The following is a 19,612-nucleotide window of genomic DNA, read 5'->3' on the forward strand; positions in this document are numbered from 1 at the left end:
ACCTCGCGGATGAGGAATCGTGATCGCTATTGAACACGTGTCCAACGGGTGATACGGTAGCCCGTGATGAAGACGACGTCAAGAGCTGCCGCACCTCGCCGGCTGCCGCCCGAGGAGCGTGAGCGCTCGATCCTCGACGGTGCCGTGGCGCTGGCCTCCGAGAGCGGGCTCGAAGCCCTGACGGTGCGTGCCGTCGCCGCCCGAGTGGGCGTGACTCCCGCCCTCGTCGCGCACTACCGGCCCGTGATGGAGTCGTTCGTCGCCGAGGTGTTCACCGCGATCGTGTCCGCCGAGCGCGACGAGGTCATCGCCGCATACGACGACGCCGTCGACCTGCGCGCGAACCTGCTGCGACTCATCGAGACGCTGCTCGACGACTCGCGCGACGACGTCGCCATGGTCTGGGTGCAGTCGTGGGCGCTGGGAGCGCGCAACGAGGCTCTCGGCGCGCGGGTGCGGGCCGAGATGGACCTCTGGCACAGCGCCCTCGAAGACCTCATCGCCCGCGCCATCGCCGAAGACCGGGTGCACGCGGCATCGGCGATAGACCCCGCATCATCGGCGTGGATGCTGCTGGCCATGGTCGACGGCATGAGCGCGCACTCGCTGGTGCACTGGGCGCCACGCGACCGAGCCGACCTCGCCCGCCGTACGCTCTCGGCGGTGCTCGACGTGCCCGTCGAGGCTCCGGCCACCCCCCATCCGCTCGAGACGGCATCGCTCGCAGCGACATCGCTCGCAGAGAACCACAGTTAGGACAGCACATGGGAGCAGAACGCATGCACGCGGCCTCGGCCGAATCGACGGCCATCGTCGACGCCGTGCTCGATTACTCGCGACGACGGATGCTCGCGGCCGACGTGCCGCTCGACAAGCCGCAGACCCCGGCCGAGCTCGACAGGCTGGTCGGCACGACGATCACGGATGCCGGGCTCGGCTCGCAGCGCGCGCTGAGCGTGTTCGAGCACATCCTCGCCCCCGCGTGCCTGACGACGAGCCACCCGTCGTATCTGTCGTTCATCCCCACCGCGCCGACGATCGCATCGATCGCCTTCGACCTCGTGGTCTCGGCATCCGGTCTCTACGGCGGAAGCTGGCTCGAGGGAGCCGGCGCCGTCCACGCCGAGAACGAGGTGCTCTCGTTCCTCGCCTCCGAGTTCGGCCTCCCCGACACGGCAGGGGGAGTGTTCGTGCAGGGCGGCACGATCGGCAACCTGTCGGCGCTGGTCGCCGCTCGCGAGGCCGCGAAGGCGAAGCTGCTCGACGCCGGAAAAGAGCTGCCCCGCCGCTGGAAGATCGTGTGCAGCGTCGAGGCGCACTCCTCGAACAAGTCGGCCGCGAAGGTCATGGATGCCGACGTACTGCTCGTGCCCGCAGGTGACGACGGCGTGCTGCGCGCCGATGCCGTGCGCGCGGCGCTGAGCGTGCACGGCGACGAGATCTGCGCTGTCGTGGCGACCGGCGGATCCACGAACTTCGGAATCGTCGACGACATCGCCGGCATCGCCGCGCTCAAGGACGAGTTCGACTTCTGGCTGCACATCGACGGGGCCTACGGCCTCACCGCGATGCTCGCGCCCGAGGCTCGGAGCATCTTCGCGGGAGTGGAGCGCGCCGACTCGGTCATCGTCGACCCGCACAAGTGGCTGTTCGCGCCGTTCGACTGCTGTGCGCTGATCTACCGCGACCCCGATGCGGGCCGCCGTGCGCACACGCAGCACGCCGAGTACCTCGACACCCTCACCGACGCAGGAGACTTCAGCCCGTCGGACTACTCGATCCAGTTGACTCGGCGCCCTCGCGGGCTGCCGCTCTGGTTCTCCCTCGCGACCTACGGCGTGACCGCCTATCGCGAGGCCGTGAGTGCGACGCTCACGCTCACGAAGACGATCGCCGCCGAGATCGCCGCCCGCCCCGAGCTGCGACTCGTGCGGGATCCTCAGCTCTCGGTCGTCGTCTTCGAACGCGAGGGGTGGGAGCGCGAGGACTACGACCGGTGGTCCGACGAGCTGCTCGACTCGCAGCGGGCGTTCGTCGTTCCGAGCTCGCACCGCGGTCGTCCGAACACGCGGTTCGCGATCCTCAACCCGCTCACGACCTTCGACGACCTCGTCGGCATCCTCGACACGATGAAGTAGGCCGGCCGCGCCCGATCTGCGGACCCGGTCCCGAACAGCGGACGGATCTCCGCAGTTCGGCCATCACATGGGACGACATCCGCAGATCGGGCCGTCAAGCCGCGCTCAGCGCGTGGTGTGCGCGTTCAGGAAGTCGATCGTCTTCTGCAGGGCTGTCTGCGCGTCGGGCATGTCGAGGTGGAACTGGTACTCGTGGGGCAGCGCCGGCTCGTGAGGCGCGGGCCAGAACAGGGTCGTCACATCCACCCCGAGCTCGTCGAGACGCTTCGCCATGGGGATCGACTGCAGCCAGGTGAGTCCGTCGCCGTTGCCGCCCGAGATGTAGGTCGTCGGGAAGTCCTCGGTGACCCAGTCGATCGTCGACATCGTGGAGCCCGTCGAGTCCTCCGCCCACGTCTTGGTTCCCGCATACGCCCACATCGAGGTCTTGAGGCCCCAGCCGACCACTCCGTCGAGAGCTGCGAGGGCGGCGAGGTCGTAGACGCCGCAGTTCAGCACGGTCGCCACGACCTGGTCCTTCGTCAGCGCGGGAGTGATGTCCAGGATCTCGGCGTAGTCGGGACTCGTCATGAGCGTCGCCATCTGGCTGGCGAGCTGGCCACCGGCCGAGTCCCCGGCGAGCACGATCTGGTTCGGGTCGACGCCGAGCTCGTCGGCATGCTCGTCGATGTAGGCGAGCGCGTCGTTGAGCTGGTGCACGGCGAGCGGATACACGCCCTCCGGGCCGATCGTGTAGTTGACCGCGATGGTCGTGTAGCCCTCGGCGGCGAGGATGCGCATGTACGGGTCGACGTTCTCCTTCGATCCCGAGATCCAGGCGCCGCCGTGGATCCAGACGACCGTCGGCAGCGGGCCGGAGGCGGATGCCGGTGTGAAGACGTCCATCGTGGTGTCGGCGCCGCCGTCGGCGTAGGCGACATCGAGCTGCTCGGTGAGCTTCGTGTCGGGCACGTGCTTGTCCATCTCGGCGGCGGTCTCGTCGCCGCCCTTCGTGAACACGGCGCGGATCAGCATGGCGGAGGGCCAGGGGGTGAGCGCTCCGATGATGGCGATCACCGCGGTGACGGCGAGGATCAGCGCGAGAGCGACCTTCGTCCGGTGCCACGGCCGACGGGCCTTCTTCGGGCGGACGGACTCGACTTCGGGCGCACTGGTGGTCACGGAAACCCCTCTCCGCGCATCATCTTGGCAGTATTCCGGTGAGATTCGGCGTAGGCCCGGCACAGCTCGTCCGCTGCGCGACATCGCATGCGCTTATGTTGAATCTGGGTGCTCACCGCAATCACGCGTGACCCCTCGAACGTCTCTGGAGTCCCCGATGTCCCCCTTCGCCTCTGCGCGCTTCGCTTCGGCGCGCTCCATCTCTGCGCGCCCTGTCTCCGCGCGCCCCCGGTTCCGTGCGCCCCATACGGGCACCGATCACCGGAGAACGGCGAGGCTCCGGTGACCACGACCGTCGGAGGGGTCTTCCGCGAGGGCGTCTGGGGGCGAGGCCGTCGGGCACGCGCCGCCGTCTCGATCGCCGGATTCTGCGGGCATCAGCTCGCCGAGGTGATGGTCCCGGTGGCTGTCGGCGTCGTGATCGATCGCGCGATCGCGCCGGGTGACCCGGTGGCTCTCGGGTGGGCGCTGGCGCTCCTCGTCGCGGTGTTCGCTGTGCTCATCGTCTCGTGGCAGGTCGGCGACCGCGCGGGCACCAAGGTCTATGCGCAGGGTGAGCATGTCCTGCGTCAGGGCATCCTCGGCCTCGCGCTCCGCCGTCGCACCCGTCGGCCCGCCGGCGAGGTGCTCACGATCTCCTCCTCGGATGCGAGTGAGACGGCCGGCTTCTTCTGGGTCATCGCCGAGCAGGCAGCCGCCGCAACCGCCGTGCTCGTCGCCTGCATCACCCTGCTCGTGATCGCCTGGCCGCTCGCCGTCGCCGTCGTGATCGGCACGCTCGTTCAGGCCCTGCTCGTGCATCTGGTGAGCGGCGGGCTGCGACGCCGAGGGTACGAGGCACAGAAGCAGGCCGCACGACTGGATGCGGTCAGCACCGACTTCGCCGCCGGCCTGCGCGTTCTCGGCGCACTCGGTGGCGCGTCGCGGGCGGCCGATCGCTACGTCACCGAGAGCGCCGTCGCCGCCGAGGCCGCGTATCGCGCCGAGAAGGCCGCGGCGGGTCTCACTGCGCTGAACCTGCTCATCAGCGGCCTCGCCTTCACCGGCATCGCTGTGCTCGGTGGCTGGCTGGCGCTCGACGGCGTCATCACGATCGGCGGATTCGTCACCGCGATGGGTCTGGCCCAGACCATCCGCGGCCCCCTGCAAGCACTCGGATACCTGCCCGCGCAGATCGCCTCGAAGCACGGATCGGCGACCCGCATCGCGGAGTTCTCGGCGGAGGCGGGCGCGGTGACGGATGCCGTCGCGACGCCGGCTTCCGTGATCGGCGAGACGGTGGTGGCGGAAGGCACACCGACCCGCGGCGATTCCGCGATCGTGGCCCGCCTGGCGGTCGAGGGAACGACCATCGACATCGCGCACGGCCAGGTGACCGGCATCCGTGCAGATCCCGATCGGATCGTGGATCTCGCCCGTCTCTTCGGTGGGCTCCGCACGCCCGCGGTGGGCGAGCTCGTGATCGGCGACATCGATGCGACCCGCCTCGGTCACGACGGTCTGCGCATCGAGGTCTTCGCCCCACCGCACGATGCCGCCGTGTTCACCGGAACCGCGGCCGAGAACATCTCGGCGCGGATCGATCACGCGCACCTCGACGCCGCAGCCTTCGACGAGGTTCTGCATCGACTCCCCGACGGACTCGACGAGAAGGTGGGGGAGCGCGGGCTGCGACTCTCGGGCGGTCAACGTCAGCGTCTTCTGCTCGCCCGAGCTCTGCATCAGCCGCAGCGGCTGATCGTGCTGCACGAGCCGACCACCGCGATCGACCCGATCACCGAGGCGCAGGTGGCCGCGGGGCTCGCGGCGGAGGGCCGCACGATCGTGCTGCTCACCGACCGGGCCTCCCTGCTGTCGAGCTGTCACCGCGTCCACGACCTGAGGGGAGCGAGCGCGTGAGCGACCAGAAGCTGCCCATCGCGACGCGTCGAGACACGGCCCGCGGTCTGCTCGCCGCACTCGGCCATCGACGTGCACTCGCCGTGTTCGCGGTCCTGACCCTGTGCGCGGGAGTCGGCGCCGCTCTCGTGGCGCCGTGGATCATCGGCCTGATGGTCGACGACATCGTGGCCGGAGGCGCATCGATGCTGCCGTTCGGGCTGGCATTGACCGCGTCGATCGCGGCCGGAGCCGGATTGACCTGGACGGGTCGCGTGCTGCTCGCGCGACTCGGACAGGGCACGATCCGTGAGGTCCGCGAGGCGGCGTTCCGCACGGCGCTCGCGCAGCCGACGGCGCGCATCGAGGCCGCGGGCACCGGCGACCTGGTCGCGCGGCTCTCGGGGGATGTGCGTGCGGTCGGGCAGGTCGTCGAAGAGGCGCTCCCTGCGTTCCTCTCAGCGCTCTTCAGCATCCTGTTGAGCCTGCTCGGGATGGGACTGATGGACTGGCGGTTCGCGCTCGCCGCCCTGGTCGCAGCTCCCATCCAGGTGTTCGCGCTCCGCTGGTTCCTGCGGCGTTCGGCGCCGGTCTACCGCGAGCACCGTGTCGTCGTGGCCGAGCGCGGTCAGCGCACGATCGAGGCCGTGCGGGGAGTCGACACCGTCCGCGCTCTGCGCGCCGAGGAGCGGCACCTCGAGCGCATCGGCGAAGCGAGTGAGCAGGCCATCGCGCTCGAGGTGCGAGCCACCAGGGTGCGCAACGACTTCAACGTGTTCCTGAACGGCGCCGAGCTCGTGGGGCTCTCGGCCGTGCTCGTGGTCGGGTATCTGCTGGTGACCGGCGGGCAGATCGAGCTGGGCGCGGCGACAGCCGCATCGCTGTACTTCCTCGGGCTGTTCGGACCGATGGGGGCGGTGCTGTTCCGCATCGACGAGCTGCAGGATGCCGGAGCCAGCCTTGCCCGTCTGTTCGGCGTCATCGGCATGCCGTCGCCGGGGCCTCGTGAGGAGGGCGATCTGCAGTCCGAGGCCGCGGTGGCGCGCCGGGGTGCGATCGAGGTCGACCGGCTCGGCTTCGCCCACCGCCCCGACCGACGCGACCTCGACGCGGTCTCGCTGTCGATCGCGCCGGGCGAGAGGATCGCGATCGTGGGGGCGAGCGGCGCAGGCAAGACGACGCTCGCCCGCGTGCTCGCAGGCGCACTCCCGGTGGGCGAGGGAGTCGTGCGCCACGATGGGTTCGGCATCGAGCGCTGGCATCCGCATGACCTGCGCGATGCCGTCGTGATGCTCAGCCAGGAGCCGCACGTCTTCGCCGGCACCGTCCGAGACGACCTCGCGCTGTTCAGCGATGCCGACGACGAGCGGATGCGGGCCGTGATCACGCAGCTCGGTGCGGAGTGGATCCTGCGGCTGCCCGAGGGTCTCGACACCGAGATCGGTGAGGCGGGGCATCCGCTCACGCCGGGGAAGTCCCAGCACCTCGCCCTCGTGCGGGTGGCGCTGTCGGAGGCATCCGTCGTGATCCTCGACGAGGCGACGGCCGAGGCGGGCTCAGCGGACTCGGAGGCGCTCGACGAGGCATCGTCGGGTGCGATCGGCGACCGCACCGGCATCGTGATCGCGCACCGACTGAGTCAGGCCATGACCGCCGACAGGATCCTCGTGATGAGCGACGGGCAGGTCGTGCAGTCCGGCACCCACGACGATCTCGTCACGACGGCTGGTCCGTACGCCGAGCTGTGGAAGGCGTGGACCGCCTGGTGACGGGCGGCGATCAGGCGGCGGTCAGCCCGACGATGATGCGGCCCAGCGCGTAGTCGAACGCCTCATCCACGTCTCCGCCCAGACGGAAGGCGCCGGCGAGCTCCATCTGCAGGAACCCGGTCGCCCAGGCGGTGAACAGTCGGGCAGCGTCCAGTGCGTGCTCGGGGCCGACGAGGTGGGCGCAGGCGCGCAGAACCGGAGCGGAGGTGCGGTGCAGCGACTCTTCGGGGGCTGCGGCGGTGAAGAGCAGACGGAACGACTCCGGATGCTCGTGCGCGAAGCCGCGGTACACGGCGGCAAGGGCGGCGAGTTCGTCGCCGGCGCTCTCGAGGCGACTCGTGAGCTCGTCGGCAGATGCCTCCGCGACCGCGGACATCAGCGCGTCACGATCTCGGATCCGCTTGTAGAGCGACGGTGCCCGCACGCCCACGCGTTCTGCGACCGCCTGCATCGTGAGGCCCGCGGGTCCGGCGGATTCGAGGATGTCGCGGCCGGCGGCGACGATCGCGACCAGGGAGGTTCGTTCGGGTGTCGGCATCCTGAGCTCCTTCATGGCTATTGACAGTAGCCATGATAGCTACGTAAGGTAGCCATCGTCAATCATTCTCTGGAAGGAACGGTCATGAAGCTCGCCCCGCACCTGCATCGACTCGGCAACGACATCGTCGCGTCGTACCTGATCGACCTGCCCGAGGGGATCACGCTCGTCGACGCCGGTCTACCAGGGCACTGGAACGACCTGCGGCGGACGCTGGCAGAGCTCGGCCGCCCGCTGTCCGACATCCGAGGGCTCGTCCTCACCCACGGTGACAGCGACCACATCGGGTTCGCCGAGCGGCTGCGCAGCGAAACAGGGGTGCCGGTCTTCATCCACTCAGCCGACGCGCACCGGGTGCGCACGGGGGAGAAGCCGAAGACTCCGATGGGGCCGGCCCGGATCGGTCCGATGCTGGGCTTCCTCGCGTACGGGGTGCGCAAGAACGCGCTGCGCACACGTCCTGTCTCGGAGGTCGTGGAGGTCGAGGACGGGCGGGTCCTCGACCTGCCCGGATCCCCGGTCGTCATCGGGATGCCGGGGCATTCGCCCGGCAGCATCGCCGTGCACGTTCCCGGTGCGGATGCGGTCTTCGTCGGCGATGCCCTGACCACCCGACACGTGCTGACGGGGCGAGTCGGTGCTCAACCTGCGCCGTTCACGGATGAGCCCGAACGGGCGCTGGCCTCTCTCGACAGGCTGGCAGATGTCTCGGCGTCCTGGGTGCTGCCGGGGCACGGAGCGCCGTGGAAAGGGTCGCCCGCCGACATCGCCGCGGCCGTGCGCGCGGTCTAGGTCGCATGCGTCAGCGCACCGCGAGCACCGCCGCGGTGTCGCTGACCGTGATCTGCGGCGGATACAGCCCCATCACCTGCATCGCCGCGGCGTGGTTCTCGGCCGTCGACCCCGCGCACGCGTCGGCTGCGACCGTGACGTGGGCTCCGGCATCCGCTGCGGCCAGCGCCGTCGAGATGACGCAGCAGTCCGTCGAGACGCCCGCGAGCACGACATGGGCGCCACGACCCACGATCGCCTCGATGTCGCTGCCCCACTTGCCGAACGTCGGCAGGTCGAGCGTCGGATGCGGTGACAGACCGACCGCGTCGGGTACAAGGTCGAACAGCGGATCATCCGCGGGCCGGTCTGCGAACGGCCAGGCCGCGAAGTACGCGCCCCAGGATGTCGAGCGATCGGCGGTCGGCATCCAGCGTGTCACGATCACCCGATCGCCGAACGACTCGGCGAGCTCGCGAATGTGGGGCATCACGTCGGCGAAGAACGGTGACGCCCACGCCGAGTCGGGCGACGCGAAGATCGCCTGCGGGTCGATCACGACCAGCCAGGAGGGCTCCTCCGACTCGGTTGTGCCTACGGTCACGCGGTCTGCTCCTGGCGACGGATCTTTCCGGCGCGGGCGAACCACGTCACGACGAACGACAACACCAGTGCGAAGAAGACGCCGAGGTTCGCATACGCCCAGTCGCCGTCGACTCCGCCGACGAGGCCGAGCAGGTACCCCTGCCAGTTGTTCCAGGGCGCGGCGTCCGCGAAGCCGTTGAGCACGAAGCCCCAGCCGATCACGCTGGCGACCACCATGGTGCCGATCGAGGTCCAGTCCCAGGCGCCGTAGCGACCGTGGCTGTCGAACAGGGCTTCATCGTCGTAGTCCTTCTTGCGCCGAAGGATGTCGGCGATCAGGATGCCGGCCCAGGATGCCAGCGGCACGCCCAGCGTGATGAGGAAGCTCTGGAACGGGCCGAGGAAGTCGGTGGCGAAGAACACGACGTAGATCGTGCCGATGGTCAGGATCACGCCGTCGATCGCCGCGGCGGACGGGCGGGGGATCCGGATGCCGAGGCTCAGCAGAGTGAGGCCCGACGAGTAGATGCCGAGCACGGCGCCGGAGACGAGCGCGAGCACGGCGGTCAGCAGGAACGGCACGAGGACCCAGATGGGGAGGATCGTCGCGAGCGCGCCGATCGGATCGGAGGCGATGGCCGCGCTGAGCTCGTCGTCGGAACCGGCGAGCAGCAGACCGAAGACCACGAGGATCACCGGGGCGACGGAGCCGCCGATCGTGTTCCACGCGACGATCGCCCCGTCGGATGCCGTGCGCTTCTGGTAGCGCGACCAGTCGGCGGCGATGTTGATCCAGCCGAGGCCGAACCCGGTCATCACCATGACGAGCGCGCCGATGACCTGTCCGATGCCGCCGTCCGGTCGGGCTATGACGGCGGCGATGTCGATGCTCGGGGCAGCGAGGATGACGTAGAGGATCGTCACGGCGCCGGTGACCCAGGTGAGCACCGACTGCAGCTTCATAATCGTGTGATAGCCCAGCACGGAGGCTGCGACGATGAGGGCCGCGACGATGACGGTCGCGGTGATCTTCAGCGCGATGCTGTCGCCGTCGCCGCCGAGCTGGGTGATGACGGTGGCCGTGGCGAGAACGGCCATGATCGCGAGGAACGTCTCCCAGCCGATCGAGGTCAGCCACGACACGATGCCGGGAACCTTCTGCCCCTGCACGCCGAAGGCGGCACGGGAGAGCACCATGGTCGGTGCCGACCCGCGCTTGCCCGCGATCGCGATCAGCCCGCACAGCAGGAACGACACGACGATGCCGATGACCGACACGACGGTCGCCTGCCAGAACGAGATCCCGAAGCCGAGCACGAACGATCCGTACGACATGCCGAAGACCGACACGTTCGCCGCGAACCACGGCCAGAACAGATCGCTCGGCTTCGCCGTGCGGTCGGATTCGGGGATGATCTCGATGCCCGCGCGCTCGATGAGAGCAGGCTTGATGTCCGTCATTCCATCATCCTGGCACTGCGGATGCCCCGCGGGGCTCAGCCGGCGAAGAATGCTCCCGCGACCCGAGTGAGGTCGTGCAGGTCCGAGACACCGGCGAGTTCGCGCGCCGAGTGCATCGACAGGATCGGGATGCCGACATCGACGGTGCGGATGCCGAGGCGCGTCGCCGTGATCGGGCCGATCGTCGACCCGCAGCGCACGTTGTTGTTCGAGACGAACTCCTGCGTGACCACGTCGGCCGCGTCGCACCAGCCGCGCCAGGCGGCGGAGCCGAGGGCATCCGTCGCGTACCGCTGGTTGGCGTTGAGCTTGAGGATCGGCCCGGAGCCGAGCACGGGCTGCACCACAGGATCGTGCTTGTGCACGTAGTTGGGGTGCACCGAGTGGCCCACGTCGCTCGACAGGCACCACGACGCCGAGAGGGCGCGGCGACGCTCGGACGCGTCGGCGCCGAGGGCGTCGTACACGCGGCCCAGGATGTCTTCGAGGAAGGGCCCTGCTGCGCCGGAGCGCGAGTTGGAGCCGAGTTCCTCGTGGTCGAAGGCGGCGAGGATGGCGATGGGGCCGGTCGAGGGGGTGCCGAGAGCCTCGAGCGCCACGACTCCCGCGTGCACGGAGGCGAGGTCGTCGAGGCGGCCCGAGGCGAAGAACGCGTCGTCCTTGCCGAACACCGCGCCGCGGGCGGTGTCGGCGATCACCACGTCGTAGCCGCGGATGTCGGATGCCGAGACGCCGGCCGAGTCCGCGAGCTCCGCCAGGATGTCCTCCTGGGTCGGGTCGCCGAGGCCCCAGACGGGCTGCGTCTGGAACTGCTTGTCGAGCGCCAGACCGCTGTTCGCCTCGCGGTCGAGGTGCACGGCGAGCTGCGGCAGACGCAGGAGCGCACCGGTGTCGGCCAGCACGACGCGGCCGTCGGCGAGGGCCAGGCGTCCGGCGAGGCGCAGCTCGCGGTCGAGCCAGGAGTTCAGCAGCGGGCCGCCATAGACCTCGACGGCCGCCTGCAGCCACCCCTTCGATCCGGTGGTCGGCTGCGGCTTGAGCTTGAAGCCGGGGGAGTCGGTGTGAGCGCCGAGGATGTGCGCGGGTGTGGTGGCGGTGGCATCCGCCGGCACCGTCCATGCGATGGCGGCACCGTCGCGCACGACGACGTAGCGTCCGCCGGGTGCGACGTCCCACGCGTCCTCTTCGGACAGAGGAGTGAATCCGGCATCCTCCAGGCGCCTGGCCACCTCGGCAGCGGCGTGGTAGCTCGAGGGAGAGGCGGCGACGAAGTCGGCGAGGTCCTCGGCATGAGCGAGTGCATCCGGGGTGACGGGCATGAGCGACCTTCCTGAAGGGGGTCCTTCGATCGTAATCGGCTCGGTCGGTGGTCGATCGCGGCCGGTCAGCCGGCCGGCCGGTCGCCGGTGCCGACTCGGCTCGACCGATATGACCGGAATACCGGTATCGATCCGATATCGGCGTTCGATACGGGACTGAATCCAAGCGACCCCCACCGCTATGGTCGAGGCGCGAGGTGTGTCGTTCCGAACGATGCGGGGAGACCTCGGGGGAGAAAACAGGGGACAGCTGTGTCTGCACACGCTCACTCGTCCATTCGTCGTGCCCTCGCGGGCGCGACGGCAGCACTTCTGATCGCGGTCGGACTCACGGTGGTCACAGACACCGTGGCGCCGACCACGGCGTCGGCGGCGCAGAATCCCACGCAGTGCGCGGGGTCCCTGTCGCTCGACAACGGCAGCTTCGAGCAGCCCGTGTTCGCCTCGGGGGTCATCATCGCCGACGAGGCGCTCGTGCCCGGCTGGTTCACGACCGCGACCGACAACCAGATCGAGCTGTGGCGTTCCCCCGGCAACCCCCGCAACTACCCGGCGGGGCAGGGGTCGCAGTTCGCCGAGCTCAACGCGACCCAGGCGAGCACGCTCTACCAGGACGTCGCCACGACGCCAGGGCAGACGCTGTACTGGTCCCTGAAACACCGCGGACGTGAGGGCAACGACACGATGCGCGTCGTGATCGGCGTGCCGGGGAGCACCCTCGCGAACGTCAGCGGATCGCTCACCGACGGCACAGCGGCCTGGGGAACCCACACGGGCTCGTACACCGTGCCCGCCGGGCAGACCACGACGCGCTTCGGATTCCAGGCGGTCAGCAGCGCGACCGGCAACGCCTCCGTCGGCAACCTGCTCGACGACATCTCCTTCGGCACCGGGCCCTGCCTCATCTCGACCAAGTCGGTCGCGAACCTCACCCGCGGTGGCACCTCGGCCGAGATCGGCGACACGCTGCGCTACACCGTCACCACTCGCAACGACGGCGGAAACCCGGCCCTCCAGTCGGTCTCGACCGACGTCCTCCCTGCGGGGATCGACTTCGTGCCAGGCTCCATCCGCATCGTGAGCGGTGCGGGAGCCGGCGCCCTCACCGACGCCACGGGCGATGACCGGGGCGAGTACACGGGCGGCATCCGCACGCTGCGGGTGCGCCTCGGCGACGGTGGAAATGCCACGGTGGGCGGCTCGGTCGGCGTCGACGCGGTCACGTCGTACACGTTCGACGCCAAGGTCAGGACGGAGGCCGCCGGCACCACGATCGTCAACGAGGCGCGGGTCGCCTTCCGCGAGCCGGTCACGAACATCGACCGCACGTCGACGACGCAGGAGGCACTGACGCCGGTGAACCAGGCGGCCGATCTCGCGATCACCAAGACGCTCGCCACGAGTCCGCTGGTCGCGGGCCAGCCTGCGACCTTCACGATCGGGGTCACGAACAACGGACCCCAGACCGGCACGGGAGTCACAGTGACGGATGCAGTGCCTGCCGGCTTCACGGCTGTTCAGGCCGCGCCGAGCGGCGGATCCTGCACCGTCGGCGGCACGATCACCTGTTCCCTCCCCGACCTCGCGGTCGGGGCCAGCGCGACGATCACCGTGACCGGTACGGTCTCGCCCTCGTTCGAGCCGGGAGCAGCACTCACGAACACCGCGTCGGTGACTGGGGCGCGATTCGACGTCAACCCCGCCAACAACACCGCGACCGCGTCGGGCACCCTGACCGCGATCAGCGATGTGTCGGTGACCAAGACGTTCTCCCCGGAGGCCCCGGTCGCCGGTCAGAACGTCACCTACACGCTCATCACCCGCAACGACGGTCCGTCCGAGGCGCGGGATGTGCGCCTCACCGACCCGATCGACCCCGAGACCACCGTCGTGAGCGTCCTGTCCGACCAGGGCGAGTGCGCCGTCGATCTCGGCGTGGTCGAGTGCAGCATCGGCACGCTCGCACCCGGTGCCGAGGTGACGACAACCGTCGTCGTCGAGATCGCCGCCGGCGCTGACGCCGTCGTGCAGAACTCGGCGAGCGTCACGAGCAGCACCCCCGACTCCGACCCGACGAACAACGTCGACTCCACCAGCTTCCAGCCCGACATCATCGCCGATCTCGCGGTGACGAAGACACCGTCGGTGACGCAGGTCGCGGCCGGAGGTGCCGTCGACTTCACGATCACCGTGACCAACAACGGTGACTCGGATGCCGTCAACGCGGTGCTCGACGACACCGTGCCTTCCGGCTTCACCGTGACGGGGGTCGCTACCCCGGCCGGGGCCGACTGCTCATTCACCGACACCACGGTCCGCTGCACCTGGGCGGACCTCGCCGATCAGGCCACCGCCACCGTCGTCGTGTCGACCGTGGTCGCGGCCGACGCCCCGGCGGGCACCACCATCAACACCGCCTCTGTCGCATCGCCGGCAGAAGACGCCGACACCACGAACAACTCCGCCTCGGCAGAGGTCGAGATCGTGCAGAGCGCCGACCTCAGCATCGCGAAGACCGCGCCGGCCACAGGCACGCCGGGCAGCGGTTTCACGTACTCGATCGAGGTCGTGAACAACGGCCCGTCCGTCGCGCGTGCGGCGACGATCACTGACACGCTCCCTGCCGGTTTCGCCGTCGAGTCGATCAATCCGGGCTGCACCATCGGGGGCGGCACGGTGAACTGCGCCGTCGGCGACCTCGCACCGGGTGCCTCCGCCACGGTGAACATCGCCGGCACGTGGGCGGCGACCGCCTCGGGCACGATCCGCAACACGGCCACCACCACCTCGGCGACCCCCGACCCGGTCCCGGCGAACAACACCTCCAGTGTCGACGTGGCGCTCACCCCGAGCGCAGACGTCAGCGTCGTGAAGACGACGTCGACTCCGAGCATCCCGCTGGGTGGCGTCGCCAGCTTCGTGATCACGGTGCGCAACGACGGGCCGTCCGCCGCAGCGGGCGTCGTCGTGACCGAGGTCGCGCCGGCCGGACTCGAGGTCACCTCGGCCACGCCGAGCGCGGGCGCCTGGTCGCCCGCCGACCACCAGTGGACCGTCGGCACCCTGCTCCCGGGCGAATCCGCGACGCTGACCGTGACGGCCACCGCGACCGTCGTCGGCACGCTGACCAACAACGCGACGGCGACCTCGCCGACGCCCGATCCCGATCCGTCCGACAACACCGGCACCTCGACGGTCGTCGTGACGCCGTCGGCCGACCTGTCGATCGTGAAGACGAGCTCGGCGAACCCGGCACCGGTGAACGGGCCGATCACGTACACGATCGTCGTGACGAACAACGGACCCAGCCCGGCATCCGCCGTCGCGATCTCGGACTCCCTGCCGGCCGGCCTGCTGAACCCGACGACGCCCACCGCCGGCTGCACCATCACCGCAGCGCAGCTCGACTGCGCGGTCGGCGCCCTCGCCGTCGGCGCGACCTTCACCGCGACGGTCAGCGGCACGGTCGACCCCGCGATCGCGACCGCCACGCTGTCGAACACCGCGACCGTGACGTCGACGACGCCGGACCCCGATCCGTCGGACAACACCTCGACGGTCGAGGTCCCGGTGTCGGGCACCCCGCAGGTCGAGCTCGTGAAGACGGCAGGAGCGCCGGTCGACGCGAACGGGAACGGACGCGCCGACGTCGGCGACACCGTCGCCTACACGTTCACGGTGCGCAACACCGGCACCGTCACGCTCACGAGTGCAGCGATCGCCGATCCGCTGCTCGGAGGGGCGGTGGCCTGTGCGGCATTCGGGGCACCGCTCGCACCGGGTGCCTCGGTGACCTGCGCGCCTGTGGTCTACGTGCTCACGCAGCAGGACATCGATGAGGGCACAGTGCACAACGAGGCATCCGTCACCGCCCAGTCCGCACTGGGCACGGCGACCGATGGCGCGGAGGCCGACGTGACGGTTCCCGCGGTGAACAGCATCGGGCTGACGAAGTCGCCGAGCACGGTGATCGACGTCGACGGCGGCGCGCAGGTGACGTCCGGCGACACCATCGCCTACACGTTCATCGTCACGAACACCGGCACCACGACCCTGACGAACGCGCAGATCACCGACCCGATGCTGGGCGGACCGGTCGTGTGCGCGGCGCTCGCGGGGACTTCGCTCGCTCCGGGAGCATCCGTGACCTGCGTGCCGGTCGAGTACACGCTGACCCAGGACGACATCGACGCGGGGATCGTACGCAACACGGCATCGGTCACAGCCGATGCCCCGGTCGGGACGGTGTCGGACACGGCATCCGCCTCCGCCGACATCGATCAGACCGCCGGCCTCGACCTGCAGAAGAACGTCGGTCTGGTGCAGGACGCGAACGGCGACGGGTTCATCGGTGCCGGTGACACGGTGCAGTACACGTTCACGACGAGCAACACGGGCAACACGACCCTGAGCGACGTGGAGATCACCGACCCGCTGCTCGGAGCCGGGGTGCTGTGCACGATCGACGCGCTCGGCGTCGGTGCCTCCAGCGACTGCGGGCCGTTCACCTACACGCTCACGCAGACGGACATCGAGAACGGCAGCCGCCCGAACACGGCCACCGCGACAGGTACCGGGCCGCTGGGTGCCGTGAGCGATGACGCCTCCGCCGAGGTGCTGTTCGCCGGTACTCCCGGCATCTCCCTGACGAAGACGCCTGGCGAGCCGGTCGACGCGAACGACGACGGGATGATCGGGGCCGGCGACACGATCGCCTACTCGTTCCGGATCAGCAACACCGGCACGACCGTCCTGACCGACATCGTCCTCGACGACCCGCTGCTCGGCGGCGTCGTGGACTGCCCCGCTCTCGACGGTCTCGCCCTCGCGCCGACCGACGACGTCGACTGCGGACCCGTCGAGTACGTGCTCACGCAGGCTGACGTCGACGCCGGCATCGTGCGCAACACCGCGACGGTGACCGGTCAGTCGGTCGCCGGCAGCGCCGAGGGCACGGATGACGCGGACGTGACCGTGGTCGGCACCGATGCGCTCACGCTGCTGAAGTCGGCTGCGGCCGTCGTCGACGCGAACGGCAACGGACGGACGGATGCCGGCGACACCATCGCCTACACGTTCACCGTCACCAACACGGGAACGACGACGCTCTCCGCCGTCTCGGTGTCGGACCCGCGCCTGAGCGGCGCGGTCGTCTGCGACACGACCGACCTCGCCCCTGGTGAGTCGGCGCTGTGCGACGGGCCGGCTGCGGTGCTGACCCAGGCCGAGATCGACGCAGGGCAGATCGTCAACACCGCCACGGCCACGGGCACGGGAACCGGCACGGGCGTCACTGAGGAGCCTCCGACTGATGAGGACACCGTGATCACGCCTCTCGAGGCGCAGCCGGCGATCGCGCTCGCGAAGACCGGTGGCGAGTACGCCGACGTGAACGGCAACGGCAAGGTGGATGCCGGCGACACGGTGCAGTTCCGCTTCACCGTGACGAACACCGGAGCACGCACGCTGACGGCCATCGCGATCGACGACCCGAAGCTCGGAGGGGTGCTCTCGTGCGACGTGCCCGACCTCGCGCCCGGCGACACCGCGGCCTGCGGCCCGATCGGCTACACGCTGACGACGGCCGATGTCGCGAGCGGCCAGGTCGTGAACGTCGCGACCGTGAGCGGTGCCGCAGGCACGATCGTCGTCACGGCGGCCGCCACCACGACGGTCGATCTCGACGTCCTCGCGACGACCGGTGGTGTCATCACCGGTCTGGGCTGGGCGCTCGCACTGCTCGCGATCGGTGCGCTCGTGCTCCTGATCTCGCGCGTGCGACGCCGGGAGAGCGCAGACCTGTCGAGCTGAGAGTCGGTGTGAGGCGCCCGGCACGGATCCCGTGCCGGGCGCTTCGCTGCTCATCCGGCATCCTCGTGAGGGCTCGTGCGCTGTTCGCGTGCTCTGTTCACCTCCCGGTCACCATCGCGGGGTACCGTGAGTCCTGATAGCGCCTAGGGTTCCGGGGTTCGTCCCGTCTGGTCCGAGCGGCGCCACAGTGCCCCTCCGCAGGGGTGCCGTCATCTGACAGGACAAAAGCCCGGAGGACCCTGTTCGTCGCGCCTCGCGATGGACGGAAGGGTCTCACGTGTCCGCTCTCGCCTTCGCCCTCGTCTTCGCCGCCGCGGTCACCCATGCCGCCTGGAACGTCATCGCGCACGGGGTGAGCAAGGCCGGTATGCCGTTCCTGTGGTGGGGCGCCGTCGGCGGCGCGGTCGTGTGGATCGGGGTCATCCCATTCACCGGCGGGCTCGGCACCGATGACCTGCGCGGCTTCCTGTTGGGCGTGGGGGTGTCGGCCGTGCTGCATGTGATCTACATGGCGGTCCTGCAGCGCGGGTACCGCGAGGGCAACCTGTCCACCGTCTACGCGACCGCGAGGGGCACAGGGCCGTTCCTGTCGGTCATCGTCGCCGTGTTGCTGCTGGGGGAGCGCCCGTCCGCCCTCGCGCTCGTCGGCGTCGCTGCGATCATCCTCGGAGTGGTCGCGATCGGGCTCGTCGACCGTGGACGCTCGTCCCGCTCGCGGCGAGCCATCGACCCTGGACTCCTGTTCGGTCTTCTCACCGGCGTCGCGATCGCGGTCTACACGATCTGGGATGCCAACGCCGTGCGCACCTGGAACCTGTCGCCCGTCGCGTTCATGGTCGGCACGATGCTGCTCGAGATCCCGTTCTACTCGATCGGTGTCCGCGGGCGGTGGGCGGCCGTTCGCACGCTCGGCCGCACGCAGTGGCGGCGGATCGTGGCGTTCAGCATTCTGTCGCCGCTGTCCTACATCCTCGTCCTCACCGCCATCCAGATCGCGCCCGTCGCCCTCGTCGCCCCGCTGCGCGAGGTCAGTGTCGTGCTGGTCAGCCTCTTCGGCGTCTTCGCGCTGAAGGAGAGCAGGCCGGGGTGGCGGATCGCCGCATCCGCCGTCGTCGCCGCCGGAATCGTGCTGCTCGCGCTGTAGGGACTCGGATCGCCTGGGGCCGGACGCAGGCGGAGCGCGTCAGGTGAATCGGGTGATTGGATGGATGCTGTGTCAGTCGGGTGGAGTCTTCGAGCCAGCGGTCCGTCGGATGCTCCGTGGATGGCGGAGCTGCGAGCGATCGTCATGCGCCCCGATCTGGAGCGCCTCGGCCGGTACGACCCTGCGCGCGTGCGGCAGCGGTTCCTTGATGCGTTCGCTCCGGAGCACACGCGCGTGATCGTCGTGGACGGGGAGGATGTCGGTCTCATCGCGGTCCGGGGCGAACCCGACGCCGTGTGGATCGAGCACTTCTACCTCGCGCCGGGTTCGCAGGGGTGCGGGCTGGGCTCTGCGGTGCTCGCTGCGGTTCTGGTGGAGCGTGGTGCCGATCGGCAGCCGTTCCGCCTCAACGTGCTGCAGGGGAGTCCGGCACGTCGGCTGTATGAGAGGAACGGCTTCGTGCTCGAGCGCGAGGATGCGGTCGACGTGTTCCTGAAGGCGGAGTCGGTGCGGGGCTGAGCGGTCGGCCCTGCCCGCTTTCTCCCGTCCTGCTCACTTTCTCCCGTCCTGCCCGCTTTTTCCCGTCCTGCTCACCGGTCCCGCTCCTGCCGGACCTGCCCATCGGGGTCACCGAACCCGCCCGCGGGTCTTGCGCGGTTTCATCCTCCTGTCGTGCCGACGCTCTCACTCCCGTTCCCATCCATGTCTCTTCGGACCGCTCGGAGCGGTAAGGCCTGCGCGGTCTCGACGCGTGCGCGGTCTCGTTTCGTCCCGACGCTCCCCTCGACTGTCTTGCCGAATCACTCGGAGCCGTGACGACTGCGCGGGTCTCGACGCGTGCGCGGTCTCGTTTCGTCCCGACGCTCCCATCGACTGTCATACAGAATGCTCGGAGCCGTGACGCCTGCCCGGGTCTCGACGCGTGCGCGGTCTCGTTTCGTTCCGACGCTCCCATCGACTGTCATGCAGAATGCTCGGAGCCGTGACGCCTGCCCGGGTCTCGACGCGTGCGCGGTCTCGTTTCGTTCCGACGCTCC

General features: G+C 69.7%; 13 protein-coding genes. 8 read left to right on the forward strand and 5 right to left on the reverse strand.

Going from position 1 to position 19,612, the window contains the following annotated elements:
* Positions 1 to 66: 66 nt before the first annotated feature.
* Positions 67 to 756: a TetR/AcrR family transcriptional regulator gene (locus tag RQG77_RS05420; RefSeq protein ID WP_311243792.1), complete on the forward strand. Its 690-nt coding sequence runs from the start codon at positions 67 to 69 to the stop codon at positions 754 to 756.
* 8 nt (positions 757 to 764) lie between these two features.
* Positions 765 to 2,138: an aminotransferase class V-fold PLP-dependent enzyme gene (locus tag RQG77_RS05425; RefSeq protein ID WP_311243793.1), complete on the forward strand. Its 1,374-nt coding sequence runs from the start codon at positions 765 to 767 to the stop codon at positions 2,136 to 2,138.
* Between the two features lie 105 nt (positions 2,139 to 2,243).
* On the opposite strand, the gene RQG77_RS05430 is transcribed toward RQG77_RS05425, so the two are convergent.
* On the reverse strand, positions 2,244 to 3,299 hold the full coding sequence (locus tag RQG77_RS05430) for an alpha/beta hydrolase (RefSeq protein WP_311243794.1): 1,056 nt from the start codon (positions 3,297 to 3,299) through the stop codon (positions 2,244 to 2,246).
* A 282-nt stretch (positions 3,300 to 3,581) separates the two neighbouring features.
* Here RQG77_RS05430 and RQG77_RS05435 point away from each other — a divergent pair, with 282 nt between their 5' ends.
* Both RQG77_RS05435 and RQG77_RS05440 read left to right on the forward strand, forming a co-directional pair.
* The gene (locus RQG77_RS05435; RefSeq protein WP_311243795.1) at positions 3,582 to 5,198 is read left to right on the forward strand and encodes an ABC transporter ATP-binding protein; all 1,617 of its coding nucleotides are present in this window, start codon (positions 3,582 to 3,584) and stop codon (positions 5,196 to 5,198) included.
* Entirely contained in the window at positions 5,195 to 6,946 is a 1,752-nt protein-coding gene (locus RQG77_RS05440) for an ABC transporter ATP-binding protein (RefSeq protein WP_311243796.1), read from the forward strand. Before RQG77_RS05435 ends, RQG77_RS05440 begins: the two co-directional genes overlap by 4 nt.
* Positions 6,947 to 6,956: 10 nt before the next feature.
* On the opposite strand, the gene RQG77_RS05445 is transcribed toward RQG77_RS05440, so the two are convergent.
* On the reverse strand, positions 6,957 to 7,484 hold the full coding sequence (locus tag RQG77_RS05445) for a WHG domain-containing protein (protein ID WP_311243797.1): 528 nt from the start codon (positions 7,482 to 7,484) through the stop codon (positions 6,957 to 6,959).
* Positions 7,485 to 7,568: 84 nt separating this feature from the next.
* On the opposite strand from RQG77_RS05445, the gene RQG77_RS05450 reads away from it, so the two are divergent.
* Complete coding sequence (locus tag RQG77_RS05450) at positions 7,569 to 8,276, forward strand: MBL fold metallo-hydrolase (protein ID WP_311243798.1); 708 nt, start codon at positions 7,569 to 7,571, stop codon at positions 8,274 to 8,276.
* Between the two features lie 10 nt (positions 8,277 to 8,286).
* On the opposite strand, the gene RQG77_RS05455 is transcribed toward RQG77_RS05450, so the two are convergent.
* From RQG77_RS05455 to RQG77_RS05465, 3 genes are read right to left on the reverse strand one after another with little or no spacing between them, the layout of a single operon-like run.
* Positions 8,287 to 8,859: an isochorismatase family protein gene (locus RQG77_RS05455; RefSeq protein ID WP_311243799.1), complete on the reverse strand. Its 573-nt coding sequence runs from the start codon at positions 8,857 to 8,859 to the stop codon at positions 8,287 to 8,289.
* Positions 8,856 to 10,301, reverse strand: coding sequence for a cytosine permease (locus RQG77_RS05460; RefSeq protein ID WP_311243800.1), 1,446 nt, complete (start codon positions 10,299 to 10,301; stop codon positions 8,856 to 8,858). Before RQG77_RS05460 ends, RQG77_RS05455 begins: the two co-directional genes overlap by 4 nt.
* A gap of 35 nt (positions 10,302 to 10,336) precedes the next feature.
* On the reverse strand, positions 10,337 to 11,620 hold the full coding sequence (locus RQG77_RS05465) for a M18 family aminopeptidase (protein ID WP_311243801.1): 1,284 nt from the start codon (positions 11,618 to 11,620) through the stop codon (positions 10,337 to 10,339).
* A gap of 252 nt (positions 11,621 to 11,872) precedes the next feature.
* Between RQG77_RS05465 and RQG77_RS05470 the strand changes: the two genes are divergently transcribed.
* The 3 genes from RQG77_RS05470 to RQG77_RS05480 all read left to right on the forward strand — a co-directional run bounded on the left by RQG77_RS05470 (position 11,873) and on the right by RQG77_RS05480 (position 19,094).
* Positions 11,873 to 17,431: a hypothetical protein gene (locus RQG77_RS05470; protein ID WP_311243802.1), complete on the forward strand. Its 5,559-nt coding sequence runs from the start codon at positions 11,873 to 11,875 to the stop codon at positions 17,429 to 17,431.
* Positions 17,432 to 17,708: 277 nt separating this feature from the next.
* The gene (locus RQG77_RS05475) at positions 17,709 to 18,575 is read left to right on the forward strand and encodes an EamA family transporter (protein WP_311243803.1); all 867 of its coding nucleotides are present in this window, start codon (positions 17,709 to 17,711) and stop codon (positions 18,573 to 18,575) included.
* A 60-nt stretch (positions 18,576 to 18,635) separates the two neighbouring features.
* Positions 18,636 to 19,094, forward strand: a complete 459-nt coding sequence (locus RQG77_RS05480) for a GNAT family N-acetyltransferase (protein ID WP_311243804.1) — start codon at positions 18,636 to 18,638, stop codon at positions 19,092 to 19,094.
* The last annotated feature ends 518 nt before the right edge of the window (positions 19,095 to 19,612 follow it).

Origin of the sequence: Microbacterium sp. WCS2018Hpa-23, from assembly GCF_031843845.1 — a bacterium.
Taxonomy (GTDB): domain Bacteria; phylum Actinomycetota; class Actinomycetes; order Actinomycetales; family Microbacteriaceae; genus Microbacterium.

Bases quoted from the DNA above. Each gene is read 5' to 3' on its own strand.
- RQG77_RS05460 (WP_311243800.1), bottom strand. From the start codon at position 10,301: ATGACGGACATCAAGCCTGCTCTCATCGAGCGCGCGGGCATCGAGATC.
- RQG77_RS05445 (WP_311243797.1), bottom strand. From the start codon at position 7,484: ATGCCGACACCCGAACGAACCTCCCTGGTCGCGATCGTCGCCGCCGGC.
- RQG77_RS05480 (WP_311243804.1), top strand. From the start codon at position 18,636: ATGGATGCTGTGTCAGTCGGGTGGAGTCTTCGAGCCAGCGGTCCGTCG.
- RQG77_RS05420 (WP_311243792.1), top strand. From the start codon at position 67: ATGAAGACGACGTCAAGAGCTGCCGCACCTCGCCGGCTGCCGCCCGAG.
- RQG77_RS05465 (WP_311243801.1), bottom strand. From the start codon at position 11,620: ATGCCCGTCACCCCGGATGCACTCGCTCATGCCGAGGACCTCGCCGAC.
- RQG77_RS05450 (WP_311243798.1), top strand. From the start codon at position 7,569: ATGAAGCTCGCCCCGCACCTGCATCGACTCGGCAACGACATCGTCGCG.
- RQG77_RS05425 (WP_311243793.1), top strand. From the start codon at position 765: ATGGGAGCAGAACGCATGCACGCGGCCTCGGCCGAATCGACGGCCATC.